Origin of the sequence: Nonomuraea sp. NBC_00507, from assembly GCF_036013525.1 — a bacterium.
Taxonomy (GTDB): domain Bacteria; phylum Actinomycetota; class Actinomycetes; order Streptosporangiales; family Streptosporangiaceae; genus Nonomuraea.
The window spans coordinates 7,384,993-7,409,958 of the sequence record NZ_CP107853.1 but is presented as its reverse complement, the minus strand read 5'-3'; the positions used below and the strand labels follow the sequence as shown (position 1 = coordinate 7,409,958).

At 72.1% G+C, this 24,966-nt stretch carries 23 protein-coding genes; 13 read left to right on the top strand and 10 right to left on the bottom strand.

The genetic code is table 11. The features are described from left to right. Positions 1–388: 388 nt before the first annotated feature. Entirely contained in the window at positions 389–1,522 is a 1,134-nt protein-coding gene (locus OHA25_RS35600; protein WP_327581294.1) for a hypothetical protein, read from the top strand. On the opposite strand, the gene OHA25_RS35595 is transcribed toward OHA25_RS35600, so the two are convergent. Then, complete coding sequence (locus OHA25_RS35595) at positions 1,519–2,394, bottom strand: dioxygenase family protein (RefSeq protein WP_327581293.1); 876 nt, start codon at positions 2,392–2,394, stop codon at positions 1,519–1,521. The genes OHA25_RS35600 and OHA25_RS35595 overlap by 4 nt on opposite strands. A 43-nt stretch (positions 2,395–2,437) precedes the next feature. Then, positions 2,438–2,932, bottom strand: a complete 495-nt coding sequence (locus OHA25_RS35590; protein ID WP_327581292.1) for a MarR family winged helix-turn-helix transcriptional regulator — start codon at positions 2,930–2,932, stop codon at positions 2,438–2,440. Between the two features lie 120 nt (positions 2,933–3,052). Between OHA25_RS35590 and OHA25_RS35585 the strand changes: the two genes are divergently transcribed. Next, positions 3,053–3,427 (top strand): DoxX family protein, encoded by a 375-nt coding sequence (locus tag OHA25_RS35585; RefSeq protein ID WP_305917015.1) that lies wholly within the window; start codon positions 3,053–3,055, stop codon positions 3,425–3,427. A 73-nt stretch (positions 3,428–3,500) separates the two neighbouring features. After that, positions 3,501–3,653, top strand: a complete 153-nt coding sequence (locus tag OHA25_RS35580) for a hypothetical protein (protein WP_327581291.1) — start codon at positions 3,501–3,503, stop codon at positions 3,651–3,653. A 15-nt stretch (positions 3,654–3,668) separates the two neighbouring features. On the opposite strand, the gene OHA25_RS35575 is transcribed toward OHA25_RS35580, so the two are convergent. From OHA25_RS35575 to OHA25_RS35555, 5 genes are all read right to left on the bottom strand, one after another. After that, positions 3,669–4,076, bottom strand: coding sequence for a cupin domain-containing protein (locus OHA25_RS35575; RefSeq protein WP_327581290.1), 408 nt, complete (start codon positions 4,074–4,076; stop codon positions 3,669–3,671). Between the two features lie 10 nt (positions 4,077–4,086). Continuing rightward, positions 4,087–4,908 (bottom strand): phosphoenolpyruvate hydrolase family protein, encoded by an 822-nt coding sequence (locus tag OHA25_RS35570; RefSeq protein WP_327581289.1) that lies wholly within the window; start codon positions 4,906–4,908, stop codon positions 4,087–4,089. Beyond that, the gene (locus OHA25_RS35565) at positions 4,905–6,140 is read right to left on the bottom strand and encodes a Tm-1-like ATP-binding domain-containing protein (RefSeq protein WP_327581288.1); all 1,236 of its coding nucleotides are present in this window, start codon (positions 6,138–6,140) and stop codon (positions 4,905–4,907) included. Before OHA25_RS35565 ends, OHA25_RS35570 begins: the two co-directional genes overlap by 4 nt. A gap of 82 nt (positions 6,141–6,222) precedes the next feature. Next, positions 6,223–7,173, bottom strand: coding sequence for a phosphotriesterase family protein (locus OHA25_RS35560; RefSeq protein ID WP_327581287.1), 951 nt, complete (start codon positions 7,171–7,173; stop codon positions 6,223–6,225). Positions 7,174–7,189: 16 nt separating this feature from the next. Continuing rightward, the gene (locus OHA25_RS35555) at positions 7,190–7,897 is read right to left on the bottom strand and encodes a GntR family transcriptional regulator (RefSeq protein WP_327581286.1); all 708 of its coding nucleotides are present in this window, start codon (positions 7,895–7,897) and stop codon (positions 7,190–7,192) included. Positions 7,898–8,090: 193 nt separating this feature from the next. Between OHA25_RS35555 and OHA25_RS35550 the strand changes: the two genes are divergently transcribed. From OHA25_RS35550 to OHA25_RS35540, 3 genes are read left to right on the top strand one after another with little or no spacing between them, the layout of a single operon-like run. Beyond that, positions 8,091–8,867, top strand: a complete 777-nt coding sequence (locus OHA25_RS35550) for an SIS domain-containing protein (RefSeq protein WP_305917021.1) — start codon at positions 8,091–8,093, stop codon at positions 8,865–8,867. Between the two features lie 2 nt (positions 8,868–8,869). Beyond that, a complete protein-coding gene (locus tag OHA25_RS35545) occupies positions 8,870–9,556 on the top strand; it encodes an SDR family oxidoreductase (protein ID WP_327581285.1) in 687 nt (228 codons plus the stop codon). Next, on the top strand, positions 9,553–10,851 hold the full coding sequence (locus tag OHA25_RS35540) for an FAD-dependent oxidoreductase (protein ID WP_327581284.1): 1,299 nt from the start codon (positions 9,553–9,555) through the stop codon (positions 10,849–10,851). The genes OHA25_RS35545 and OHA25_RS35540 overlap by 4 nt, the downstream gene beginning before the upstream one ends. Here OHA25_RS35540 and OHA25_RS35535 read toward each other — a convergent pair. Genes OHA25_RS35535 through OHA25_RS35525 form a run of 3 tightly spaced genes read right to left on the bottom strand, consistent with a single transcriptional unit; the run spans position 10,829 to position 16,724 of the window. After that, entirely contained in the window at positions 10,829–12,667 is a 1,839-nt protein-coding gene (locus OHA25_RS35535) for an MGH1-like glycoside hydrolase domain-containing protein (RefSeq protein ID WP_327581283.1), read from the bottom strand. The two genes, OHA25_RS35540 and OHA25_RS35535, sit on opposite strands and share 23 nt — an antisense overlap. Positions 12,668–12,675: 8 nt before the next feature. Beyond that, on the bottom strand, positions 12,676–14,637 hold the full coding sequence (locus tag OHA25_RS35530) for a glycoside hydrolase family 127 protein (RefSeq protein ID WP_327581282.1): 1,962 nt from the start codon (positions 14,635–14,637) through the stop codon (positions 12,676–12,678). After that, a complete protein-coding gene (locus OHA25_RS35525) occupies positions 14,634–16,724 on the bottom strand; it encodes a golvesin C-terminal-like domain-containing protein (RefSeq protein ID WP_327581281.1) in 2,091 nt (696 codons plus the stop codon). The genes OHA25_RS35530 and OHA25_RS35525 overlap by 4 nt, the downstream gene beginning before the upstream one ends. 369 nt (positions 16,725–17,093) lie before the next feature. On the opposite strand from OHA25_RS35525, the gene OHA25_RS35520 reads away from it, so the two are divergent. Genes OHA25_RS35520 through OHA25_RS35490 form a run of 7 tightly spaced genes read left to right on the top strand, consistent with a single transcriptional unit; the run spans position 17,094 to position 24,959 of the window. Beyond that, the gene (locus tag OHA25_RS35520) at positions 17,094–18,158 is read left to right on the top strand and encodes a LacI family DNA-binding transcriptional regulator (protein ID WP_327581280.1); all 1,065 of its coding nucleotides are present in this window, start codon (positions 17,094–17,096) and stop codon (positions 18,156–18,158) included. Further along, the gene (locus tag OHA25_RS35515) at positions 18,155–19,084 is read left to right on the top strand and encodes an ABC transporter permease (protein WP_327581279.1); all 930 of its coding nucleotides are present in this window, start codon (positions 18,155–18,157) and stop codon (positions 19,082–19,084) included. Before OHA25_RS35520 ends, OHA25_RS35515 begins: the two co-directional genes overlap by 4 nt. Then, complete coding sequence (locus OHA25_RS35510; protein ID WP_327581278.1) at positions 19,081–19,905, top strand: ABC transporter permease; 825 nt, start codon at positions 19,081–19,083, stop codon at positions 19,903–19,905. Before OHA25_RS35515 ends, OHA25_RS35510 begins: the two co-directional genes overlap by 4 nt. Before the next feature lie 44 nt (positions 19,906–19,949). Then, positions 19,950–21,515 (top strand): ABC transporter substrate-binding protein, encoded by a 1,566-nt coding sequence (locus OHA25_RS35505; RefSeq protein WP_327581277.1) that lies wholly within the window; start codon positions 19,950–19,952, stop codon positions 21,513–21,515. After that, positions 21,512–22,546: an ABC transporter ATP-binding protein gene (locus tag OHA25_RS35500; RefSeq protein WP_327581276.1), complete on the top strand. Its 1,035-nt coding sequence runs from the start codon at positions 21,512–21,514 to the stop codon at positions 22,544–22,546. Before OHA25_RS35505 ends, OHA25_RS35500 begins: the two co-directional genes overlap by 4 nt. Beyond that, positions 22,543–23,358: an ABC transporter ATP-binding protein gene (locus OHA25_RS35495; RefSeq protein WP_327581275.1), complete on the top strand. Its 816-nt coding sequence runs from the start codon at positions 22,543–22,545 to the stop codon at positions 23,356–23,358. Before OHA25_RS35500 ends, OHA25_RS35495 begins: the two co-directional genes overlap by 4 nt. Beyond that, positions 23,355–24,959, top strand: a complete 1,605-nt coding sequence (locus OHA25_RS35490) for an FAD-dependent oxidoreductase (RefSeq protein WP_327581274.1) — start codon at positions 23,355–23,357, stop codon at positions 24,957–24,959. The genes OHA25_RS35495 and OHA25_RS35490 overlap by 4 nt, the downstream gene beginning before the upstream one ends. Positions 24,960–24,966: the final 7 nt, after the last annotated feature.

Below are 24,966 nucleotides of genomic sequence, written 5' to 3'. Positions count from 1 at the left end.
GCCGCGTCGGGCTCGCCGGACCCGGCGGCCGTCCGTGGACGCCCGGCGACCTCGGTGACGTGCGCCAGCGGCTCGACCTATGGACCGGCACCATCACCAGCCGCTACCGGCTGCGTGGCGCGCCGGTCCTGGTCACCACCGCGTGCCATCCGGGGCGTGACGTCCTGGCCGTGCGTGTCGAGTCGCCGCTGCTGGCCGTCGGCGGGCTGGCGGTGCGGATGGCGTTCCCCTACGGGTCGCAGGCGTGGGGGAACGCGGCGGACTGGACGCGGCCGGAGGCGCACGCGTCGGTGCTGCGGCGCTCGGCGGGCGGGTTCACGGTGCGGCGGGTGCTCGACGCCACCTCCTACGACGTGGCGGGGCTCGGTTCTGGAGCACGGGCGGCGCCGTGGAGCTGTCGGACAGCCGCGACGACCGCGCGCCCGAGCTGGAACGCAGGATCGTGTTGTCGCAGTACCTCACGGCGATCCACTGCGCCGGCTCCTCCCCGCCGGCCGAGACCGGGCTGATGACCAACAGCTGGCGGGGCCGCTTCCACCTGGAGATGCACTGGTGGCACGCCGCCCACTTCCCGCTGTGGGGCCGGCCCGAGCTGCTGGAGCGCAGCCTCGGCTGGTACGAGTCGGTCCGGCAGCGAGCCCGCGGGACCGCCAGGGCGCAGGGCTGCCCGGGCGCGCGCTGGCCCAAGCAGGTGGGCCCGGACGGCCGGGAGAGCCCCAGCCCGATCGGGCCGTTCCTGGTGTGGCAGCAACCGCACCCGATCTTCCTGGCCGAGCTGGTGCGCCGCGCCGGCGGAGGCCGCGGGGCGGTGGAGCGGTACGCGGACGTTGTCCTGGACACGGCCGCGTTCATGGCCGCCTTCGCCGTCAGGGGTCCCGCCGGTCACGGGCTGGGGCCGCCGCTGGTGCCGGCGCAGGAGTCGTACGCGGATGTGCGGGCGAGCGCCGTGAACCCGACGTTCGAGCTGGCCTACTGGTCCTGGGCGCTGGCCGTGGCCCAGGACTGGCGCCGCCTGCTCGGCCTCGCCCCCGACCCGTTGTGGGACGAGGTCTCCGCGGGCATGGCCCGGCCCCGGATCAGGGACGGGGTGTACGCGGCCATGGACGCGCCGCCATACACGGTGCCGGACGACCACCCGTCGATGCTCTACGCCCTCGGCGTCGTCCCGCCCACCCACCTCATCGACCGGGAGACCATGCGGGCGACGCTGCGCTCGGTGCTGGCGACCTGGCGCTGGGAGACGACCTGGGGCTGGGACTATCCGGCCATCGCCATGACGGCCACCCGGCTGGGCGAGCCGGCGATCGCCGTGGACGCCCTGCTGATGCCGGTCGCGAAGAACACGTACCTGCCGAACGGGCACAACAGGCAGACGAACACCCTTCCCGTCTACCTGCCGGGCAACGGCGGCCTCCTGTGGGCGGTCGCGCTCATGGCCAAGGGCTGGGACGGCGGCCCGCCGGCGCCCGGCTTCCCTGACACCTGGCCGGTGCGCCAGGAAGGATTGCTCCCGATGCCCTAGGTCTGGAGCGAGCGCTTCGAGAAGCCCATCATGTAGCCGTCGATGACGGTGCGGACCCACCGGTCCGGCCGGCCACCCGCGCCGAGCGTGATGAACAGCGGGATGTAGTGGTCGACCGTGGGATGGGCGTACGGCATGCCGGGCGCCCGCGTCCGGTACGCGGCCAGCTCCTCCACGTCGCCGCGGGCCAGCGCGTCGGCCGCCCAGGCGTCGAAGTCAGACGACCAGGACGGGACCGCGCCTTCGAGCATCTCCCTGGTGACGAACGGCAGCCCGTGCGTCATGAACCCCGACCCGATCACCAGCACGCCCTCCTCCCGCAGCGGGGCCAGCCGAGCGCCGAGGTCCAGGAGCCTGGCCGGGTCGTGGGTGGGCAGGCTGAGCTGGAGCACGGGGATGTCGGCCGGCGGATACATCGCCATCAGCGGCACCCACGCCCCGTGGTCGAGCCCGCGTCCGGCGTGCTGGTGGACGGGCTCGTCGTCGGGCATCATCGCGGCCACGCGCCGAGCCAGGCCGGTGGCGTCGGGGGTGTCGTACCGCATGGTGTAGTAGCGCGGGTGGAACCCGCCGAAGTCGTACACGAGCGGGGTGTGCGCCGCCGGGTCGGACAGCGACAGCGGCGCGGCCTCCCAGTGCGCCGAGACGATGAGGATGCTCTTCGGCTTGGGCAGGGCCAGCGCCCAGGCGAACAGCTCGTCGATCCAGAGGCGGTCGTCGAAGAGCGGGGGCGCGCCGTGGCTGATGTACAGGGCAGGCAGGGGGCCGTCCGCCGGCGTCCACGCTCGGTGGGCGCGGGCCAGGGGCAGCGCACCCGGCAGGAACGCGTCGTACGCGCCAGCGGGCACGTCCGGGTTGAAGAGGGACGTCATGAGGGGGCTCCTTGCTGAGGGCGGCGAGGTTGGAGGCGTGGGGTCAGCGGCCGCCGAGGCAGGTCTCGTCGGGGTCGATGGCGAGGGAGATGCGGCGGCCGATGTCACGCAATTGCCGGACCTGGGTCTTGGTGAGGGCGTCGAAAACGTAGCGGCGCACGGCGTCGACGTGTCCCGGGGCGGTCTCGGCGACCTTCTTCCAGCCGTCCACCGTGAGGATGGCCAGGGTGTAGCGGCCGTCGGCGGGGTCGGGCTCGCGGCGCACCCAGCCGCGCTTCTCCAGCCGCTTGACCACGTGCGACAGGCGGGACAACGACCCGTCGGAGAGCGCCGCCAGCTCGCTCATCCGCACAGTGCGCCCCTCGGTCATCGACAACATCGCCATGACCTGGTATTCGAAATGACTGATCCCGGAGTCGCGCTGGAGCTGGCCGTCCAGCGCGGCCGACAGCCTGATCAGCACGCTGGTCAGCGCCAGCCAGCTCTCCATCTCCTCCTCGGTCAGCCAGCGCGGCTCCTGCGGTGATGCGTTGTCCATGACGCCCACTCTAACTTGAACTCTCAAGTGATCGCACCCAGGTTTCGCTTGACGCTTCAAGTCTATAGGCGTACATTCCACTTGAATCTTCAAGTCAACCCCCCATGGATCGGAATACCGATGAACGTCGCTCTCTGGATCGTCGCCGGCCTGCTCGCCCTCCTGTTCCTCGCCGCCGGACTGATGAAGATCAGCCAGCCGAAGGAGAAGCTGGCCGCCTCCGGCCTGGCGTGGACCGAGGACTTCTCCGCGGGCGCCGTCAAGGCGATCGGCACGCTGGAGCTGCTGGCCGCCATCGGACTGATCCTGCCCGCGGCGCTCGGCATCGTGCCGGTGCTGACGCCCCTGGCCGCGGCCGGCCTGGTCGTGGTCATGATCGGAGCGGCGGTCACGCACGCCCGCCGCAAGGAGCCCCAGATGATCGTGGCCAACGTGGTACTGCTCGCGCTGGCCGCCTTCGTGGCCTGGGGCAGGTTCGGCCCGTACTCCTTCTGACGGAATAGGGCGCGGAAGAGTCCTGTTCCACGGCGCACAAGTTCAGACGCGAACGTCTGACGAAGGGATCGTCATGGAAATCGCCTTCATGCTCGCCATGAGCATCATCATCGGCATCGTCCTCACCGGCGGGGTCGCCGCCCTCGTGCTGAGCGGCATCAGGGACCGGGAGTGGCCGGTGCGCCGGTGGCGGAGCGTCGTCTACCGCGGCTTCGTCCCGCGTTGACCCACGGGAGTGGCGTCAGGCCTGACGCCACTCCGCGACGCTGCCCGCCTCGTGCAACGTGAGATCGGGGGCGGCCTCCAGAGCCTTCTCCTCTCCCCCGGGCGTGTACGTGACGATGAGCCGCAGCGGCCGCCAGGTCATGTTGAACGTCGAGTGGTAGGCGCCCGCCGGAATGTGCACGCTGTCACCCTCCCTGATCGCGAACTCCTCCCCGTCGTCCACCATCTGCCGCCCCTCCCCCGAGATCACGTAGATGACCTCCTCGGCGTTGGGGTGGTTGTGGCGGGCGTGCCCCTTGCCGGGGTTGACGATGACCTCGCCCAGGGAACTGCTCGCCCCCGGGATGGCCGACGGGGTGACGAACCACTTGATGGACCCCCAGTCGAAGGCCATCGTGGGCACGCTGTCGGGGCTGACGTGCATGACAGACTCCTCAGAAGCTCAGTGACTTGAAGGCTCGGACCTGCTCGGTGATGGCGCGTTCGGTCGGCAGCCGCTCGACGGACGAGGCGCCGAAGAAGCCGACGACGCCCTTGGTGCGCGACAGCACGTAGGCGGCGTCCTCGGGCTCGGCGATCGGCCCGCCGTGGCAGAGCACGAGCACGTCGGGCCGCACGGCGGCCGCCGCGTCCCGCATCGCCTGCACCCGCTCGGCCGCCTCGTCCAGGCTCAGCGCGGTGCCCGCGCCGATGCTGCCCTTGGTGGTCAGCCCCACGTGCGGGACCAGCACGTCGGCGCCGGCCTCGGCCATGGCCCGCGCCTGGTCCTCGTCGAAGACGTAGGGCGCGGTGACGAGGTCGCGCTCGCAGGCCAGCCGGACCATCTCGACCTCCAGGTCGTAGCCCATGCCGGTCTCCTCCAGGTTCTGCCGGAAGAGCCCGTCGTACAGGCCCACCGTCGGGAAGTTCTGCACGCCGGCGAACCCCATGGCCTTGAGCTGGTCGAGGAAGAGCGGCATGACGCGGAACGGGTCGGTCCCGCAGACCCCGGCCAGCACGGGGGTGTCGCGGACGACCGGCAGCACTTCAGAGGCCATCTCGACGACGATCCGGTTGGCGTCCCCGTACGGCAGGAGCCCGGCCAGCGAGCCGCGCCCGGCCATCCGGTAGCGGCCGGAGTTATAGATGATGATCAGGTCGACGCCGCCGGCCTCGGCGCACTTGGCCGACAGGCCCGTACCTGCGCCCGCGCCGACGATCGGTCGTCCCGCGGCGACCGTGGCGCGGAGCCTGTCGAGGACGTCCTGCCTGTTCACGAGGCACCTCCGGTGATCAGGTCGTGGAGCCGCTCGGCCATGGCGCGGCCGAAGGCGGGGTCGTTGATGTGCAGGTCGAGGTCGTCGACCGCGACGCCGGAGCCGCGCAGGCCCTCTTCCATGGCCTCGAAGCAGGCCGCGTCGGCTTTCGGGTCGGCGAAGGCGGCGCCGGGCGCGTCCAGTGCCGAAACCCCGCGCCGGGGCAGGAACAACGCCGCCGGCCCTTTCGCCTCCCGCAGCTTGGCGGCCACCCGGCGGCCGAGCTCGCGCATCTCCTCGGCGGTGGTGCGCATGAGGGTGACGGTCGGGTTGTGCACGTACAGGAGGCGGTCGGCGAACGCGGCGGGCACGGTGTCGCGGGGGCCGAAGTTGACCATGTCGAGCGCGCCGGGCGCCACCACCTGCGGCACGCCGTGCGCGCCGGCAGCGGTGAGCCGCTCGGGTCCGGCCGACAACACGCCGCCCACGAGGTCGTCGGCCAGCTCGGTGGTGGTCAGGTCGAGCACGCCCGCGAGCATGCCGCCGGCCGCCAGAGCCTCCAGGGCGCGGCCGCCGGAGCCGGTCGCGTGGAAGACCAGCACCTCGTAGCCGAGCTCGCCGAGCCGCTCCCGGGCGGCGTCCACCGCCGGGGTGGTGACCCCGAACATCGACGCGCCGATCAGCGGCCGCTCCTCACCGGCCGCGGTCCGCACGGCCTTGGCGAGCTGGTACGCCCTGGCCATGCCGGCCGCCGCGGCGGCGGCGTTGCCGAGGATGGCCCGGGAGACCCGGTTGACGCCCGCGATGTCGACCACGCTGTACATGAGCGTGACGTCCTTGGCCCCGACGTACGGCGACACATCGCCGGCGGCCATCGTGGAGACGATCAGCTTGGGCACGCCGATCGGCAGGTCGCGCACGGCCCGCGCGGCAATGGACGAGCCGCCGCTGCCGCCCAGCGCCAGCACGGCGTCCACGCGGCCGTCGGCGTGCAACCCGGCCAGGATCGCGGCCGCGCCCTCGCCCATGGCGGTCACGGCGGCGCCCCGGTCGCCCGCCTCCCTGAGCGCCCGCACGTCATGCCCGGCCGCCGCGGCGACCTGCTCGTTGGAAACGTCGACGAGGGCGTCGTGCGCGCCGACGCCGGCGTCGACCACGATCACGTCGCTGCCCTGCTCCACGAGCCGGTTGCGCAGCCACGCGTATTCCTCACCCTTGGTGTCGAGGGTGCCGATCAGTACGACAGACGGCATGTCATGCCACACCTCTCTGCTGGAGGACCTTCTTGGCCACCCACATGGGGCACGGCGTTGGTGTGCCCAGTCAGCCGCGGCTCTATGTACGCGGCCGAGCGCCGGAGAACAGGGCGGCGGGCGCGTCCCTCATGATCACATCGACCATGGCGCGGCCGAGCCGGCGTTCGAGGCGCGGCAGGAAGACCCGGCCGAGGACGTCCATGCCCGGTCCTCCGCCGTACGCGCGGAGCATCGAGCGACGGCCGACGTCAGTGCCGAGGCAGAGGTGATCGGCCAACCCGGCGGCGGCCATGCCCTCGATGAGGTCCAGGATGCGTGAGTCGGGCCCGTACTTGATCCGGCCCACCGTGTCGTAGACCAGGTAGGCGCCGCGAGCGACAAGCTCGCGGTGCAGCTCCAGGTCGGCGTTGCGGTCGGTGTGGCACAGCAGGACCCGGTGGGCGGGGACGCCGAGGACGGCCAGCCGGTCGAGGATCTCGTGGGCGGCCGTCCCCGTCTCGCAATGCACCGCCACCGGCACACCGGTGCGCAGGGCCGCCTCGGCCCCGGCGCGGAACCATCGGTCCTCCTCGGCCGTGATGCGCTGGTACGACGCGCCGAGCTTCACGATGCCGGCCCGCACCGTCGACGGCACGGGCCGCGGACCCGCCCAGTCACGTTCGTCGATGCCGATCGTGAGGTCGGTGAGGACGACGTCGAGGAGGACGTCGTCGGAGACCTCGCGGGCCCAGTGCCAGGCCGGGTAGTGCGCCGAGCGGTGATAGCCGGTCGCCGCCACGACGTGCAGCCCCGTTCCGGCGGCCAGCTTGGCCAGCGCCGCCGGGCGCCGCCCGAGGCCGACGGGCGTCAGATCGACGACGGCGCCGATCCCGCTGGCGCGCACCGTGGCCGCCTCGGCGGTGGACTTCGCCTCGTCCCAGAACTCCTCGCCGGGCAGCGCGGGGGTGCGCAGAAAGAGATGTTCGTGCGCGTCGAGGTATCCCAGCTCCGATGCCGCCACCGGCCCGAGGACCGTCATGACCTCCGTCACGTCAGGGCTCCGTTCGCTAGCGCGCCAGCGTGACGTGGAAGACGAACTCCTCGCCCGCGTACCGGGTCTGGGTCTTCTCCAGGGGCTGGCCGTTCTGGTCGAGGATGAGGCGCTCCTCGACGAGCAGCGCCGCGCCCGGGGCGATCTCGAGCAGCTTCGCGTCCTCGCCGCCCGCGTTGACGGCGACGAGTGTCCCCGTGGCGCTCGTGGGGACCTCGCCGAGGGCCCGCAGCGCGTCGTGCAAGGAGCCGCGCTCGAGGTCCTCGTTCAGCACGGCGCCGCAGGACATGGGGAGCACGACGTCCTCGATCGCGACGGGTCTGTCGTCGGCGAGCCGGAGCCGCCGCACGTGCGTCACCCTCGTCCGCGGGGGCAGGTGGAGCGCGGCGACCTCGTCGGCGGTGCCGGTGCGGAGCTCCGCCACCAGGATCCGTGAGCGGGCCACCGCTCCGCGCCCGGCCATCTCCTCGGTGAACGAGCGCAGCCGCGCGATGTCGCGATGCACTTTGGGCTCGGCCACGAAGGTGCCGACCCCCGGCACGCGGTAGATGAGCCCCTCCTCGACGAGGCGCTGGGTGGCCTGGCGCACGGTCATCCTGCTGACGTCGAACAGGGCGGACAGCTCCGCGTCCGACTCCACCGCGTCCCCGGGACGCAGGTTGGCGATCCGGCTGCGCAGGTGCCGCTCGACGGCTTGGTGCCGAGGGATCGATCTCCTCGTCACGGCCGCACCCGGGATGCTCGACCCTTATGCATACGGACAGTCTAGACAGGCATCCGGGCCATCGGGTCTCTTGACGATGTACCGGCACGAAGTTAACTTCAGGGCACCAGTCTAGACAGGTTGGACTAATGGGCGCGCTCGGTGCCGCGCTCATGGCGGCGCCTCACGTCGATCACACAGATGGAGACTCCTGATGACCATGAGCTGGATTTCCGCGGCGCAGAAGGTGCTGGAGGAGGTCCGACGGACGCAGGAGGCCGCCATCGAGCGGGCGGCCGCGCTGGCCGCGCGCTCGATCGCCGGTGACGGCGTCGTCTACGCGTTCGGCACCGGCCACTCCAGGATGCCCGTCGAGGAGATCTTCCCGCGGTACGGATCGTTCCCCGGGTTCCATCCCATCGTCGAGCTCTCGATGACCTTCCACAACCAAGTGGTCGGCGCGAACGGACAGCGCCAGGCCATGTTCATCGAACGCGTCCAAGGGCTCGCCGACCAGATCCTGGCCAACTTCCGGCTCCGGCCGCGCGACAGCCTGATGGTCTTCAGCGTCAGCGGGCTGAACGCCGTGCCCATCGAGATGGCCATCGGCGCCAGGAAGGCCGGCCTCCCGGTGATCGTCGTGACGTCCCTGGCCGAGTCGAACGCGGGTCCGGCACGCCACCCGAGCGGGACCCGCCTGGCCGACCACGGGGACGTCGTCATCGACCTGTGCTCGCCGGTCGGGGACGCGCTGTGCCAGGTGGGCGGCGTGGACGAGCCCATCGGCCCGGTGAGCACGTTCACCGCGGTGGCGATCGTGAACGAGATCAAGGTGCGCACGGCCCGCCTGCTGGCCGCCGACGGCATCGTCCCGCCGGTCATCACCAGCTCCCGTCTGGTGGGCGAGGAGCGCAGCTCGGAGCTGTTCGAGGCGGCGTACCTCGACTTCGCCCGGCGCGCGGCCGGGACGCTGCGCGCGGAAGGGAGATGACGATGCGGGTTCTCGTGGCGGGTCGCGAGGGCGGCATCGGCAGCGCGTGCGCCGAAACGGTGCGCGCGTCCGGCGGCCAGGTGTACGGCGTGGACGTCAGCACGACGGACGTCACCCGGCCCGGCGGCGCCGAGGAGGCGATCTCCCAGGCGCACGCGGCGCTCGGCGGGCTCGACGGCGTCGTGCACGCGATCGGCATGTCAGGCCGCCGGCTGGGCGACGGCCCGATCACCGGCTGCACCGACGAGGCGTGGGCGGAGGTGCACCGGGTGAACCACGAGTCCGCCTTCCGCCTGCTCAGGGCGGCCATCCCGAGGCTCGGGCGGGGCGGGTCGATCGTGATCGTGGGGTCGGCCCTCGCCACGTCGCTGGACCACGACTTCCGGACCGTGGCGTACGCCAGCGCGAAGGGCGCGCTGATCCCGCTCGTGCGCTCGGCCGCGTTCGACGCCGCGCCCGCGGGAGTGCGGGTGAACCTGGTGGCCGCCGGGCTGGTGGACACCCCGATGGCCCGGCGCGCGCTGGACTCCCCGGAGATCGCAGCGCGGATGGCCGAGCTGATGCCGCTCGGCGGCACGGCGTGCACGCCGCAGGAGGTCGCGGACGTGGTGATGTGGCTGCTGTCGGCCGCGGCCCGGCGTACGACCGGCGCGGTCGTCCCCGTCGACGGAGGGTGGCACCTGCGGTGAGGCTGACCGTCGAACAGGTGCGGGCCGTCCCGGTCCTGTGGCGCGGCGACGTCGTGGTGGTCGGCGGCGGATCGGCCGGGTGCGCCGCCGCGGTGGCCGCGGCACGCTCGGGCGCCCGGACCCTGCTCGTCGAGGCGTCGGGGTTCCTGGGCGGAACCGGTGCCGCGGTGCTCGACACGTTCTACGGCTTCTACGCTCCCGGGCGGGCCGATCGCGTGGTGGGCGGGATCGGCTGGGAGCTGTGCGAGCGGCTCCTGTCGTGGGAGCAGGCGTTCGAGCGGCCCAACACCTACGGAGCGGGCACCGGCGTGACGTACGAGCCGGAGGCGCTGAAACTGGCCTGGGACGAGCTGACTGAGGAGGCGGGCGCCGAGACGCTCCTGCACGCCACGATCAGCCGCGTGGTCATGGACGGCGGCAGGATCGCCGAGGTGGTCGCCGAGACGAAGGCGGGCGCGCGGCGGATCATCGGGGCCGTGTTCGTGGACGCCACCGGCGACGCGGAGCTGGCGTGGCGGGCCGGCGCCGCGGTCGAACGCCCCGACGGCGACCAGCGGGTGCAGCCGCTCACCGCAACCTTCCGGCTGGGCAACGTGGACCTCGCCGCGACACCGACCGCGGAGCTGCACCGGCTGATGCGGGAGGCGGCCGCGTCGGGCGAGTTCGCCCTGCCGCGGACCGAAGGCTCCGCGCACCGCACGGTGCTCCCGGGCGTGGTCCACACGAACATGACGCGCGTCAGCGACGTCAACCCGCTGGACCCGTGGGAGTTGTCCGCGGCCGAGCGGGAGGGCCGCCGTCAGGTACGCGAATACGTGCGTTTCCTGAAGGCCCGGGTCCCCGGGTACGCGCAGGCGTATCTGCTGGGCATCTCCGTCCGCATCGGCGTGCGGGAGAGCCGCCGCCTCATCGGCAGGTACGTCCTGACCCGCGAGGACGTCTTGTCCGGCCGCCGTTTCCCCGACGAGATCGCCCAATGCGGGGCGCCCATCGAGGACCACGCGGCCGGCTCGTCCACCATCTGGCGGTACGTCGGGGGCGAGCCGGCCGGGATGACCTACGGCGTGCCGTACCGGTGCCTGCTGCCCCAGGACGTGCCCGGACTGCTCGTCGCCGGCCGGTGCCTGTCGGCCACCCACGACGCGCACGCGTCCGTCCGATCGATGGCCCAGTGCATGGCCATGGGTCAGGCCGCGGGAACGGCGGCGGCCCTCGCGGCCGCGTCCGGCCTGCCGCCCGCCGAGGTCGACGCCGCCGAGCTGCGCGCCGCGCTCACGCCAGGCCGTCCTTCATGAAGAAGTCCACCTCGCCGCGTTCCAGGAGGACAATGAGGCTCAGCAGCGCGCCCCAGGTCTGGAAGGGCTCGCTGTTGGGTTTGTCGCACGCGCCGCCATGGATGCTGGAGTAGTTCTCGTGCACGTGACGGTGCTGGTTCCATTCCTTCAGCACGAGCCTGGAGCTGCCCTCGGCCAGCCATGCGGCCGCGTCCCGCTCCCCCGCGCGCAGCAGGCCCAGGTAGACGAGGAAGTTCACCGGCGGCCACGCCCGGCCCGACCAGTAGCTGCCCTCGCTGAGATCCACCGGCTCGCTGCGCGGCGAGGAGGGCAGGATCCATTCGCCGCCGAAGCCGTCGCCGGTCGTCAGGTGACCGGACACCATCCGCGCGGCCCGTTCGCCGAGTCCGACGCCGGCCAGGAAGGGGTAGAAGCTCATCGTGGACAGCCGCTCGGTCGGCAGCCCGGTGTCGGTGCGCCTGCTGCGGTAGATGCCGCTCCGCTCGTCCCACAGGGACTCCATCGCCGCCACGACGGCCGCGTGCCGGGCGCGCAGCTCCGTGGCGGCCGCCCGGTCGCCCAGGATGTCCGCGATGTCGGCGAGCGCCTCACAGTCGGCCGCGTACAGGCTGTTCAGCCCCACGTCGTGGGCGGCGAGCAGGCTCTTCGACTGGTCGAAGGGCACGTCGTCGAAGACCGGATGCCCGTCCCAGCCCGTCTCGCAGGTCGCGCCGAAGTGCTGGTGGATGCGTGGGATGTCCTGCGGCGAGGGGAACTCGGGGTCGAAGTACGTCGAGCCGGCGCACAGCAGATCACCGTCCCTCCGTACCCGCCACCACCAGCGGTTCCAGGACAGCAGCGGGCCGAAGGCCTCCTCCAGGAACCAGCGGTCGGCGTACCTGCGGTAGAGCTCCCGGGTGACCAGCGAGCCGACGGGCGGCTGCGACCCGTCGTACGTCTTGCGGCCCGTGCCTTGCTCGACGTTCGGGACGAAGCCCTCCGGGGTCAGTGCCCGGAGCATCTCGACCGTGTTGACGTAGGCGAGCTCCTTGCTCGACACGGCCGCCAGCAGCGCGTTGAAGAACGCGTCCCAGCAGAACAGCGCGTAGCCGCCGCGCTTGCCGACGTTCCAGAGCCGGCTGACGGTGGTGATCACCCGGGACCCGGCCGGCTCGTAGATGGTGTTCCAGGAGATGGCGTCCCTGACGATCTCGCGGTGCTGGGCCAGCGGATCCGTGCCGGCCTCGCCGATCCCGTCGGCGGCGCGGGCCACGATCGCCGCGATCTCCCGCAGGTCACGGGCGCGGCCGGTGCTGATCCCGAGGGCGCCGGTCAGCTCCATCGCCAGGTACGGCCCGTCGATGTCGGTATACGGGTCGTCGACGTGCGCGGCGGTGCCGTGGACGTCGATGCTCCCGCCCGGCCCCGTGGCGATGATCCGATCGCCGTCGCGGCTGACGGAGCCCGGCCGGTTCCACAGGTAACCGACGCCGACCGTCAGCAGGGCGCTCTTTTGCTGGTTGGCGGTGGGCGTCACCAGCACGACCAGGTCGTCTCCCGCATGCGCGGTCTGCACCCGGATCGTGATGCCGGCCCACGTCACGCTCGCCTCGGTGTAGCCGCCGTCGTAGGCGTGCCGGCCCAGGGTGACGGTCTCCGCGCCCTCCGTGCGGCGGCCGATCTGCGCGGTCCGCAGCGACGTGCCCCGGTAGTACTCCTTCAGTCCGAGTGACAGGCCAAGCGCGTCGGGGAGGAGCACCTGGGTGAGCACGCTGCGCGTGTCCCAGGTGTTCCAGCCCCGTGCGAGCGAGGCCTGGATGTTCGCGTAGTCGGTCATGTGGTCCTTCACGTGGCGGGGTCGGTCGGTATCCATACCCGCATCGCGTGCGGGCCACGGTTGGCCCAGGCGTAGTACGGGATGAGTGTCACGGGCACCGCTCTCGCGGCGGCGGCCGGCTCGCCGTACCGGCGGTAAGGGGTCGCGGCCTCGCAGGCGACCACCAGACCCTGGGTGCGCAGCACGGTCACCCCGTCGAGCAGGTCCGGCCGGTGCTCGGGCCGCAGTGGGGCGGACGGGTCGATGCGGATGTCCTCCAGGACGACGCCGGGCGGCTGGTCGGCCTGTTCGATCGCGTACACCAGCGGGCCGCGGGCGACGGCGACGCAGCCGCGGGTGGCGTCCACCCGCGGGCCGGCCTGCAGGAGCCGGGCGGTCATCGGCAGCTCCAGCAGCACCCGGTCGCCCGCACGGAAGACGCGCCGGGTCCGGGCGTATTCACCGGCCGCGACGGGCCGGCCATCCAGAGCCGCTCCTTCGGCCCAGTCCGGCACCCGCAGGGCCAGTTCCACCGGCCGCCGTGGCGCTTCGCGCACGGTCACGGCGATCCGGCCGTCCCACGGGTACCGGGTGTCGATCTCCACGGCGAACCCGCCCGAGCGCAGCGAACCCGGGGCGTACACGTGCACCTGCAGACCGTCGGCGCTTCCTGTGGCCAGGTAGGCGGGCAGAGCGGCCAGGGTGCGCATCACGTTGGGCGGACAGCAGGCGCAGTTGAACCAGGGACGCCGGCCGTGCGCCGGGGACCGCTGCACCTCACCCCTGGCGCCGGTACGCCGGTGCAGCGTGTTGACGTAGAAGTACTCCGCCCCGGTCAGCGACACCGCGGGCAGCACCGCGTTGTAGAGCACGTGCTCGACCTGGTCGGCGTACCCGCACTCACCGGTGGCCAGCAGCAGCCGCCAGGCCCACTGCAGGACGCCGATCGCCGCGCACGTCTCCGCGTACGCCCGGTCCGGCGGCAGCTCGTACGGCTCGCCGAACGCCTCGCCGTCCCACCGGGACCCGACCCCGCCGGTGACGTGCTGCTTCTGCCGGCGCATCGCGTCGAACCGCCGGCGGAGAGCGGCAAGCAGCTCGTCGTCGCCCGTCTCGATCGCCACGTCGCTCGCGCCGGAGGCGAAGTAGACCGCGCGCACCGCGTGCCCCTCCACCGTGGCGGCCTCGCGTACCGGCACCCGGTCGGCGTAGTGCGCCGGGTCTGCGTAGTGCGACGGGCCGAAGCCGGGCTTGGTGGCGTGCCCGTACCCCCGGGTGTCCACGAAGTGGCGGGCCAGGTCCAGGTATCGCCGCACGCCGGTTTCCCGGTACAGCTCGACCAGGGCCGTCTCGACCCCCGGGTGCCCGTCCAGCTCGGTACGGGCGCCGGGGCCGAACGTGCCGGCCAGATGGTCGGCCAGCCGGGTCGCGACCCGCAGCAACCCGGTCTCGCCCGTCGCCCTGGCCGCCGCCACCGCCGCCTGGAACAGGTGGCCGGCGCAGTAGTGCTCGTGACTCATCCACAGCCGCGCGTATCGTTCCTCGCCGCGCAACCGCATCACCGAGTTGAGGTACCCGTCGTCGCCCTGGGCGGCGGCGACGGTACGGCTCAACTCGCGAAGCCGGTCACGCGACGCCTGGTCGGGACGGCGCGCGTGCTCCCAGGCCACCGCCTCCAGCCATTTGTAGACGTCGGAGTCCCAGAAGACGGCGCCTTTCGCGGTCCCGGTCGTCTCACCGGCCGCGATCCGCAGGTTGTCGAGGTGGCCGGTCTCACTGAGCCGCTGGTAGGCGACGGGGAGGGCCGCCCGGTTGGCGGCCATCCGGCGGGCCCAGAAGCCGTCGGCCAGGCGGCAGGCGGACAGCGGCAGCGGGCGCAGCGCGACCGCCGCCGCCGGGCTCGGCACCACCGGCCCGCCGCCGCCCGTCGCCATCAGACTGGCCTCGGTGCCGGGCTCGGTGCCGGTCCCGGGGCCGATCTCGGTCGTCATCGCGGCTCCCGCCGGAATCGGACAGCGTCGGCGATGACCACGCCGTCGGCCGCATCGCTGAGCTCGACGTATCCGTCCAGGCCGGCACGGAACCGGTAGGTGCCTATCGACACCCATTCGCCGGTGCGCGCGTCGGGCATGCCGCGTTCCCGCTGGTTGACCGCGACCGGTGTGACGCCGTCGGCGTGGTGGACGACGTAGGTCGCGTTGGTGGCCCGGTTGGGGTCGGCCGAGTAGGACACCAGCACCTCGTAGCGGTCCTCGCCGGGCAACGCCGGTCGCCACCGCGCCACGCTGGTGCCGTCGCCCTTCGCGTGGGTCAGGTAGTTGAACCCGTAGTAGCCGCGGATGCCCCGGCTGCTGGGCCACGTGCCGGTGACCTGGAAGCCGAGCCCGCCGTTGTCGACGGTGACCTCCTCGCGCACGTCCGCCGGGTGCGGCGCCCGGACCAGACTGAGCTGGTCCAGCCCGATGGCCCTGCCGCCGCCCCGCCCGGCGCCGGCAGACCTGAACCGGATGGTGTGCCGGCCGGGCCGTAACGCCATCTTGCCCAGCAGCACGACGTCGTAGCCGTCGCCGCGGAACGCCGTGAGGTCGAGGGTGGAGTTCCGCGGGGTCCGCCCGTCCACGGTCACCGTGACCAGGCCGCCGTCGGCCGACCTGTAGGAGCGCAGCCACAGCTCGTGCCAGCCGCCCCAGGGGACCACGAACGTGTACTCGATGAAATCGCCCGTCGCGCCGGGGGCGAACGCGGCGCGGGCGCCGTCACGCGCCGTGGCCTCTTCGACCACGGTCACGGTGCCGCCGGAGACGGTGGCCTCTTTCGCGGGGCGTCCCAGGTCGTGCGTGTGCTCGGTGAGCGCCGGGCCGGTGGCCAGGCTGTCGCGGCCCTGGGTGAGCCATTCCAGGTTGAACCGGGCCACCGCCACCCGCCGCGGGCTGCCGTCGAGGTCGCCGTCGCAGCCGTAGAGCAGCACGATGGTGCCGTCGGAGAGCCGTGCGAGGTCCGAGTAGTACCCCCGGATCGGGCTGATCGACCGGCGGTAGCGGAAGGTGTGGCCCTCGTCGTAGCTGACCGCGACGGTCATGTTCCACCGCATCGGCGCGTCGGGCCAGCTGAACAGCACCCGGTCGACCTCACTGCTGTGAGGACCCCCGGTGTATCGGATCAGGCCGGTGTCGACGCCGTTGAAGAGCCCGGGGCTGAAGTCCATCCTGGGCTTCGACCAGGTGAGGCCGCCGTCGGCGCTGACCGCGGTGTCACGGGGCCAGTCGTTGCCCGACCCCGGCCGGCTGTTCACGACGACCGTCCCGTCCGCCCGCTCCACCAGCCGCGCCTCACCCACGGCCGGCAGGCCGCCGCCCAGCGGTATTTCGCCGCCGGAGAGCCAGGTGCGCCCGTGGTCGTCGCTGTAGACGGTCGAGGCGCCGTAGTTGCGCTCCACGGCCGGCACGCCGGTGATGACGGTCCGGTGCCCGACGGTCAGCAGCAACCGGCCGGAGCGGAGCTGGATGCCGTGGCCCGGCCCCGGGCCGTGCATCGCCCAGTTGTACGGGAAGTGGTCGAAGAGCCCGGCGAGGCTGCGCCGCTCGCTCCAGGTGGCGCCGCCGTCGGTGCTGGAGATGACGTACATCGTGCTGGAGTCGGCCGAGCAACTCGTGTTGCCGGGCAGCTGCTCGCACAAGTTGTGGAACAGGAACACCTCGCCGGTGACGCGGTCGACGACGAAGGTGGGATTGGCCCAGATCTCGCCGTTGACCGCCTGTGCGACCGTCTGGGTCGGGCTCCACGTCTCGCCCCGGTCGGTGCTGCGCCGTACCAGCAGGTCGTGCGGGCCGGCGTCGCAGATCTCGTGGCGGCCCTCCGTACAGGCCAGGATCGTGTCGTCGGGCAGGACGGCCAGCGCGTGGACGTGGTAGCTGGCGAGCGGGTCCACAGCGGAGTCCCACAAGGTGGTCTCCGCGAAGAACGGCTCGGCGCGGCCCGTCGTCCGGGCGTGGGCCTGCGTGGGGGACGGAAGGGCGAGTGCGCCGGCGCCGGCGGCGAGGCCGAGCGTGAACATGCGGCGGCTGATGGGGGTGCTCACTCGACTCTCCTTCAGGAGACAGGGCGGGTTGGGGGGTTCACGAGCCCGCTGGTGCGACGTCCCTGCCCAGCAGGTCGTGGAGGCCGGCTCGCACGCCGTCGGAGGGCAGCAACGGCCCCTCGCCGTTCGTGCCGGTCAGCATCAGCGTGGTGACGCCCGCGGCGCGATGGCCATGTCACCTCCTCAAAAGCGTGCCCCGGACGCTATCCGGGATCTTGCCCGAACGCCAGAGGCTAATAGGCATTAGCATTTCCGCCGCGTTGTGAGGAGCGCACTTACCACCGATTTCTCCAGGTCTCTTGACATCTCCACGTAACGCGCAGAAACTCAGCGTCCATCGCGTTGTAGCGCATAACCATGGAGGCGTGGATGACCCGCGGACCAGTGCGCCGGCCCACTCAGGCCGACATCGCGCGCCTCGCCGGGGTCAGTCAGGCCACCGTGTCACTGGTGCTCAACGAGCGTGAGTCGGAGGTGCGCATCAGCCCCGCGACCCGCGAACGGGTGCTGGCCGCCATACGCGAGTGGGGCTACGTCGCCAACGCCTCGGCCCGCTCCCTTGCCGGCGGGCGCAACAAGATCATCGGGGTGCACACGTTCGAGCCGGTCTTCCCCACGACCAGCGTCGACTTCTACTTCCCCTTCCTGCTCGGCATGGAGCAGGCGGCCGCCGAGCTCGGCTACGACCTGCTGCTGTTCACCAGCGCCGGCGGCGAGCGCCAGATCTTCCGCGACGGGTCGACCCGGCTGTCGATCACCGACGGAGCGCTGCTGCTCGGCCGGGACCCCAACGTCGAGGAGATCGAGCGGCTCCGCGACTCCGGCTATCCGTTCGTCTATGTAGGGCACCGGGAAGTGTCCGGCCCGCCGGTGTCCTATGTGGCCGCCGACTACGCCGGGGCGACCCAGCAGCTCACCGAGCAACTGTTCGCGCTGGGGCACGAACGCGTGGCCTACGCCCGCATCGGCGACGGCGACGCGCAACCCAGCCGTGACCGGGAGAAGGGCTTCCGGCGGGCGATGCCGCCCGGCGGGACCCGGCGGCTCGCGGGCCCGGTGTGGACGCTCGAGTCCCCCGAGGACGCGGCGGGCCTGCTGGAGGAGATCCAGCACGCCGGAATCACCGGTGTGGTCGCGGAGCAGGAGATGCTCGCCGAGGAGGTCCTGGCGCACGCCCGGCGGCACGGGCTGTCGGTCCCCGGAGACCTCAGCGTCGTCGTGCTGGGCGACTCCGCCGGCGCACGCGGGTCCGGCACTCCCTGGACCGGCCTGGTGGTCCCGCGGGAGCAGATGGGCCGGCAGGCCACCCGCCTGCTCGCGCGGTTACTGGAGACACCCGAGGAGACGGCCTGCCAGGAGAGCGTCGAGTGCCCCCTCACCCCAGGCGCGACCGTGGGCCCACCGGCCCCCGGCGAACGACGGGCACGGCCATGATGCGGGTCATCGTCCAACGACTGCTCGTCGGCGTGCTGGTGATGTGGGGCGCGGCCTCACTCATCTTCCTCATCGTCCGCGTCGCGCCGGGCGACCCGGTGACGATCATGCTCGGTCCTGACGCGTCGCGCGAGCAGGTGGCGGAGCTGACCGCGCGGCTCGGCCTCGACCAGCCGCTGCTCACCCAATACTTCGGCTATCTGGCCGACGTGGTCCGGCTGGACTTCGGTGACTCCTACCGGCTCAACGCGCTGGCGATGGAGGCGGTGACGGAGCGCCTGCCCGCCACCGCCGACCTGATGCTCGCCTCCACCGCCATCGCCGTCGTCCTCGGTCTCACGCTCGGGCTGGTGGCCGGCGGACGCCCCGGCGGAGTGGTGGACCGGGCGGTGTCCGCGAGCGCGATCGCCCTCCAGTCGTTCCCCACGTTCTGGGTCGGCATCATGCTGATCCTCGCCTTCGCGCTGGCGCTGCGGCTGCTGCCCAGCGCCGGGGCCGGCTCACCCGCCCACCTGATCCTGCCCGCGGTCACGCTCGCGCTGCCGTTCACCGCGGTGGTCGCCCGCCTGACCAGGAGCAGTGTTGCGGAGACCATGCGGGAGCCGTACATCCAGACGGCCCGGTCCAAGGGCCTGACCGAGCGGCAGGTGCTGCTCGGCCACGCGCTGCGCAACTCGCTCATCCCCGTCGTCACCGTGGTCGGGTTGCACATGGGCGGCCTGATGGGCGGCGCCGTCATCGTCGAGAACGTCTTCGCCTGGCCTGGCCTGGGTTCGCTGGTGGTGGACGCGGTGTCCAACCGGGACTACGCGGTGGTGCAGGCGGCCACGTTCCTGATCGCCGGCATCGTCATGGTGTTCAACCTCGTGGCCGATCTGCTCTACTCCCAGCTCGACCCGCGCATCAGGCTGGAGGGTGCGTCATGAGGCGGTGGTGGCGCCGGACCCCGTACGCGGTGCTCGCGGTGTTCGCCGTCGTCGGCGGGCTCGGCCCGCTGCTCATCGACTACGACCCGGTCCGCGCCTCGCTCACCGACCGCCTGCTGAGCCCGGGATCGCGCCTGTCGTCCGGCGGGACCGCCTGGCTCGGCACCGACGCTCTGGGGCGCGACGTGCTCGCCCAGGTCGTCTACGGTGCGCGCACGTCGGTGATCATCGGCATCGCCACGGTCGTGGCCGCCTGCGTCATCGGCGCCGCCGTCGGCACCGTCGCCGGCTACTTCCGCGGCTGGCTGGACACGGTCCTCGCCCGCGGCATCGACATCCTGCTCGCGTTCCCGGCGATCCTGCTGACGATCGTGATCGCGGGCGCCTTCGAGCGCAGTGTCGTGGTCGTGGTCGTGGCGCTGTCCGCGACCGCCTGGATCTCCTTCGCGCGGGTCACCCGCGGCGTCGCGCTGTCCATCAGGGAACGGGCCTGGGTGGATGCGGCCCGGGTCCTCGGGGTGCCGCGGAGGTTCATCCTCCTGCGCCATGTGCTGCCGTTCGCCGCCGGTCCCGTGGTGGCTCTGGCGACGCTGGAGTTCGCCCTGGTGGTCCTGGCCGAGGCCGGGCTCAGCTTCCTCGGCATCGGCCTGCCCAACTCCTCGGTGTCGTGGGGCCAGACCATCGCGAACGGCAAGGAGTACCTCGCCACCGCCTGGTGGATCTCGACTCTGCCGGGCATCGCGCTGTCGCTGCTGATCATCAGCATCGCGATCCTCGGCGACCAGCTCACCGCCCGCTACGGACGCGGAGTCGTCAGGTGACGCGCCCGGCTCGGAAAAACACCCCCCAGTAAGGGAAGGCATCGATGACCAGAGCCCTCTTCCCCGCTCGGGAGCTCCGCTCCCTTCGTAATGCCCTCCGCAGCACCCGGCGCGTGGCCGTGGCCGCGCTCGCCGTCGCCGTCGCGCTGAGCGGATGCAGCTCGGCCACCGGCGGCGGCCCGGCGGGCGCCGGGGGCGGCGAGATCAACGTCGCCGGCACCTATCCGATCGAGAACCTCGACCCGGCCAGCCCTCAGGGCGGCGGCGCCACAGGCACCCAGCTGACCTCGCAAGCCCTCTTCAGCCGGCTGGCCCGGCCGAAGCCGGACGGCACTCTCGAGGGTGACCTCGCCACGTCGTGGAAGTCCGACGCCACCGCCACCGAGTGGACGTTCGCACTGCGCCAGGGCGTGAAGTTCAGCGACGGCACCGACCTCACCGCCGAGGACGTCGTCGCCTCGTTCAAGCGCTTCCAGGAGCTCAAGAGCACCAACGCCGCCAACTTCACCGGGTACACCATGACGGCCACCTCTCCTGCTGAAGTGGTGCTGAAGGCGCCCAAGGCGGACGCGGCCGTCCCGTACAAGCTGGCCATCTTCTACGTGGTGCCGCAGACCGTGACCGGCGAGGACAAGGCGTTCTTCCAGAACCCGGTCGGCTCGGGGCCGTTCAAGCTGGAGAAGTTCGACTCCGCCGGAACGGTCGTCTTCGTGCCCAACCCGAACCACTACGGCGGCGCGCCCAAGGTCGGGCGAGTGACCATCCGCAAGATGCCCGAGCTCGCGGCACGGCTGACCGCGCTGCGCACCGGCGAGGCCGACCTCATCTGGGGCATCCCGGACGACCAGCTGCCGCAGACGCAGAACGACCCCAACCTCAAGGTTCAGACGGTGCCGAGCACCGCCGTCTTCACCATGTGGTTCAACTCCTCCACGCCCGAGCTGAAGGACGCCGCGATCCGGCGGGCGCTGTGGCAGGCGGTCGACTTCGCCACCATCATCAAGCAGCTGTACCCGCAGACAGGCAGCCTGGCCGACGCGCCGGTCTCCCCGATCACCCTGGGATACGTACCCCAGAAGCCGATCCAGCACGACCCGGAGGCGGCGAAGGCCGCGCTGACCAAGGCGGGCTTCGACTTCGGCACCAAGCTCCGGCTGCAGTTCGCCAACGCCGAATTCCGGCAGTTCAACCAGGCGGTGGTGTCCGACCTGGCGAAGATCGGCGTCAAGGTCGACCTGCTGGAGAAGGAGCAGGCGGTCTTCACCAAGGACCTGCTCGCGCTGAACTGGGACATCAACTTCCAGCAGTTGTCCAACCCCACCTTCGACGGGGCGAACACGCTCGGCCGGCTGTACCCGTGCGCGGCCAAGCGCAACGGTTACTGCAACCCGGAGCTGGACAAGCTGCTCGCCGCGGCCGGGGCGAGCCCGGACAAGGACGAGCGGGTCAGGCTGTACGGCGAGGCCAGCAAGATCATCTGGGATGACGCGGTCGGCATGTTTCCCATGGCAGTCAAGTACGCCTATGCCTGGAACAACCGCCTCTCCGGCGTCACGCCGGACCCGAACGGGCTGCCGGACTTCTCCCGCATGCAGGTCAACGGCTCATGACGTCGGTGTCGGCGCAAGCGACCACATCCACCCGCCCGTCCGGTGACCCGCTGCTGCGGGTCGACGAGCTCGTCGTCGACCTGCCCGGCAGGGACGGCGCCGTCCGTGTCGTCGACGGGGTGTCGTTCGACATCCCGTCGGCGACGACGGTCGGGCTCATCGGCGAATCAGGGAGCGGCAAGACGATGACCGCGAACGCCGTCATCGGCCTGCTCCCCGACGGAGCCACGACCGGTGGGGCGCTGCGCTGGCGCGGCGAGAATCTGCTCCAGGCCGGCCCGGCCCGGCGCAGACGGCTCCGGGGCCACGAGATCGCGATGATCTTCCAGGACCCGCTGGCGGCGCTCAATCCGACCCAGACGATCGCCCGGCAGGTCGGGGAAATCCTCCGCCGGTCCGGCGGGCGCCGCGACGAGGTGCGCCGCACAGTGGTCGAGCTCCTCGACCGGGTGGGGGTGCCCGAGCCGGCTCGCCGGCTCGGCAACTACCCGCACGAGTTCTCCGGCGGCCTGCGGCAGCGCGCCATGATCGCCATGGCTCTGGCCGGGAGCCCGGCACTGCTGCTCGCCGACGAGCCGACGACCGCGCTGGACGTCACCGTGCAGGCCCGCATCCTGCGGCTGCTGCGCTCGATTCAGGACGTCGAGGGGCTGGCCATGCTGCTCGTCAGCCACGATCTGCGGGTCGTGGCGCACGTGGCGCACCAGATCGTCGTCATGTACGCCGGGCGGGTCGCCGAACGCGGGCCGACCGCGGCCGTCCTGCGCCGGCCCGCCCACCCTTACACGCGCGCGCTGGTCGAGAGCGTTCCCGCGGTCCGGACACGTACCGCGATCGCGCACCCGCTCCCGGGCACCCCGGCCACGCCGGCCAACCGGCCGGCCGGCTGCGCGTTCCACCCCCGCTGCCCGCTGGCGCGCGACCGGTGCCGCACCGAGCAGCCGGCGGCCAGGGCGGTCGCACCTGGCCGCTGGAGCGCCTGCCACTTCGCCGAGGAGCTGAACCCGTCATCGAGTTCCGGAGGGTCATGAGCGACATCATCGGCAGCCCGCTACTGGAAGTACGCGACCTTCGGGTCAGCTTCGGCCGGCGCGGCTCCCGCAGGTCGAGACAGGTCGTCGCGGTCGACGGCGTGAGCCTCACCGTGGGCCATGAGGAGACGGTCGGACTGGTCGGCGAGTCGGGCTCGGGCAAGACGACGGTGGCGCGCACCGTCGTCGGCCTCGTCAGGCCCGACTCCGGGTCCGTCCTCCTCGACGGTCAACGGCTGGGGCCGGCCGGGCGGCGGCCGGCGGCACTGCAGCGGGCCGTGCAGATGGTGTTCCAGGATCCGCGATCGTCGCTCAACCCCCGGATGACCGTCGCGGCCATGATGAACGAGGTCTGGCGCACCCATCCGAGCTCGGCCCCGGGCGGCGACCGTACCGCCGAGCTGCACCGGCTGCTCGACGACGTCGGCCTCGATCCCAGTGTGGCCGGGCGGCGGGCGGGCGAGCTGTCTGGCGGGCAGTGCCAGCGGGTCAGCATCGCCCGCGCGCTGGCCGTCAGGCCGCGGTTGCTCGTGTGCGACGAGGCCGTTTCCGCGCTGGACGTGTCCGTTCAGGCGCAGGTCCTGCGGCTGCTGGTCGACCTGCGGCAACGTCACCGCCTGTCGATGCTGTTCATCTCCCACGACCTCGGCGTCGTGCACCAGATCGCGGACCGCATCGCCGTCATGCGCGGCGGCGTGCTCGTGGAGGAGGGGCCGGCCGGCGACGTCCTCGGCTCCCCGCGCCACGAATACACCCGCAGCCTGCTGGACGCGGCGCTCGAGTTGAACACCGGAGAAGGGATCGACGCGTGACTGGCTGGAAGGCCGATGTTCTGGTCGTCGGAGGCGGCCTCGGTGGGGTCGCCGCCGCGCTCGCGGCGTTGCGACGTGGTCGCACGGTGCTGCTGACCGAGGAGGGCGACTGGCTCGGCGGGCAGCTGACCAGCCAAGGCGTGCCGCCGGATGAGCACCCGTGGATCGAGCAGTTCGGCGCGACCCGCTCCTACCGGGCGCTGCGTCAGGCGATCCGCGACCATTACCGCACCTGGTATCCGCTCATCCCGGCGGCCCGTGCCGTGACCGACCTCAATCCCGGGCTCGGCCGGGTGAGTCGGCTCTGCTGCGAACCCCGTGTCGCCGCCGCCGTCCTGGACGCCATGGTGGGCCCCTACCTCGCGGCGGGCCGGCTGGTGATCTGGCGCCGACACCGCCCCGTGTCCGCCGAGGCGGCCGGCGATCGCGTGGCGTCGGTCTGTTTCGAGGGGCCGGACGGCGAACGCGTGGAGGCGAGCGCACCGTACGTCCTGGACGCGACCGAGCTGGGTGATGTGTTGCCGCTCGCCGGGGTCGAGCATGTGACCGGGTTCGAGTCGCAGGCCGACACCGGTGAGCCGAGCGCCCCCGCGCACGCCCAGCCGGACAACATGCAGGCGTTCTCCTGGGTGTTCGCGGTCGAGCACCGGGAGGGTGAGGACCACACCGTCGACCGGCCGAGCCAGTACGGGTTCTGGCGCGACTACCGGCCGCCTTTCTGGCCGGACCGCCTGCTCAGCCTCGTGGCGCCGGACCCGCGCACGCTGGAACCGGTGCCGCGCACCTTCGTGCCGCACGCCGCCACCGGGCCGATCGTGGCCGACCAGAGCCGCGATCCCGGGGACAAGGACCTGTGGGTGTTCCGGCGCATCCTCGCCCGCGAGCTCTTCGCGCCCGGTTTCGCGGTCAGCGACGTCACCGTGGTGAACTGGCCGATGATCGACTATCTGCCCGGACCGCTGATCGGCGTCTCCGACGCGGAGCGGGACAAGCATCTCGACGGCGCCCGGCAACTGGCTCTGAGCATGCTCTACTGGCTGCAGACCGAGGCGCCCCGGCCCGACGGCGGCGCCGGGTGGCCGGGACTGCGCCTGCGCCCCGACGTGATGGGAAGCGTGGACGGACTGGCGAAGGAGCCCTACATCAGGGAGTCCCGGCGCATCCGCGCTCACCGCACCGTGGTGGAGCACGACCTGTCCCTCGCCGTCCGGGGCGAGCACGGCGCCGTGGCCTATCCGGACACCGTCGGGGTGGGCATGTACCGCATCGACCTGCATCCGTCCACCGGCGGCGACAACTACATCGACGTCGCCAGCTGCCCGTTCCAGATACCCCTCGGCGCGCTGTTGCCCGTGCGGGTGCGGAACCTGCTGGCCGCCGGGAAGAACATCGGCACCACCCACATCACCAACGGCTGCTACCGCCTGCACCCGGTCGAGTGGAACGTCGGCGAGGCGGCCGGGGCGCTCGCCGCCCACTGCCTGGACAACCGGCTCGAACCGGCACAGGTGCACCAGGACCCGGCGCTGCTCGAACGGTTCCAGAACGAGCTCGCGGCCGACGGTTTCGAACTGGCCTGGCCGCAGGTCCGGGGGTACTGAGGCCGCG

Coding starts and splice junctions, on each gene's coding strand:
- OHA25_RS35545 (WP_327581285.1), top strand. CDS start 8,870: ATGCGGGTTCTCGTGGCGGGTCGCGAGGGCGGCATCGGCAGCGCGTGC.
- OHA25_RS35530 (WP_327581282.1), bottom strand. CDS start 14,637: ATGACGACCGAGATCGGCCCCGGGACCGGCACCGAGCCCGGCACCGAG.
- OHA25_RS35510 (WP_327581278.1), top strand. CDS start 19,081: ATGAGGCGGTGGTGGCGCCGGACCCCGTACGCGGTGCTCGCGGTGTTC.
- OHA25_RS35535 (WP_327581283.1), bottom strand. CDS start 12,667: ATGACCGACTACGCGAACATCCAGGCCTCGCTCGCACGGGGCTGGAAC.
- OHA25_RS35585 (WP_305917015.1), top strand. CDS start 3,053: ATGAACGTCGCTCTCTGGATCGTCGCCGGCCTGCTCGCCCTCCTGTTC.
- OHA25_RS35565 (WP_327581288.1), bottom strand. CDS start 6,140: ATGCCGTCTGTCGTACTGATCGGCACCCTCGACACCAAGGGTGAGGAA.
- OHA25_RS35500 (WP_327581276.1), top strand. CDS start 21,512: ATGACGTCGGTGTCGGCGCAAGCGACCACATCCACCCGCCCGTCCGGT.
- OHA25_RS35580 (WP_327581291.1), top strand. CDS start 3,501: ATGGAAATCGCCTTCATGCTCGCCATGAGCATCATCATCGGCATCGTC.
- OHA25_RS35575 (WP_327581290.1), bottom strand. CDS start 4,076: ATGCACGTCAGCCCCGACAGCGTGCCCACGATGGCCTTCGACTGGGGG.
- OHA25_RS35550 (WP_305917021.1), top strand. CDS start 8,091: ATGACCATGAGCTGGATTTCCGCGGCGCAGAAGGTGCTGGAGGAGGTC.
- OHA25_RS35590 (WP_327581292.1), bottom strand. CDS start 2,932: ATGGACAACGCATCACCGCAGGAGCCGCGCTGGCTGACCGAGGAGGAG.
- OHA25_RS35495 (WP_327581275.1), top strand. CDS start 22,543: ATGAGCGACATCATCGGCAGCCCGCTACTGGAAGTACGCGACCTTCGG.
- OHA25_RS35505 (WP_327581277.1), top strand. CDS start 19,950: ATGACCAGAGCCCTCTTCCCCGCTCGGGAGCTCCGCTCCCTTCGTAAT.
- OHA25_RS35515 (WP_327581279.1), top strand. CDS start 18,155: ATGATGCGGGTCATCGTCCAACGACTGCTCGTCGGCGTGCTGGTGATG.
- OHA25_RS35520 (WP_327581280.1), top strand. CDS start 17,094: ATGACCCGCGGACCAGTGCGCCGGCCCACTCAGGCCGACATCGCGCGC.
- OHA25_RS35595 (WP_327581293.1), bottom strand. CDS start 2,394: ATGACGTCCCTCTTCAACCCGGACGTGCCCGCTGGCGCGTACGACGCG.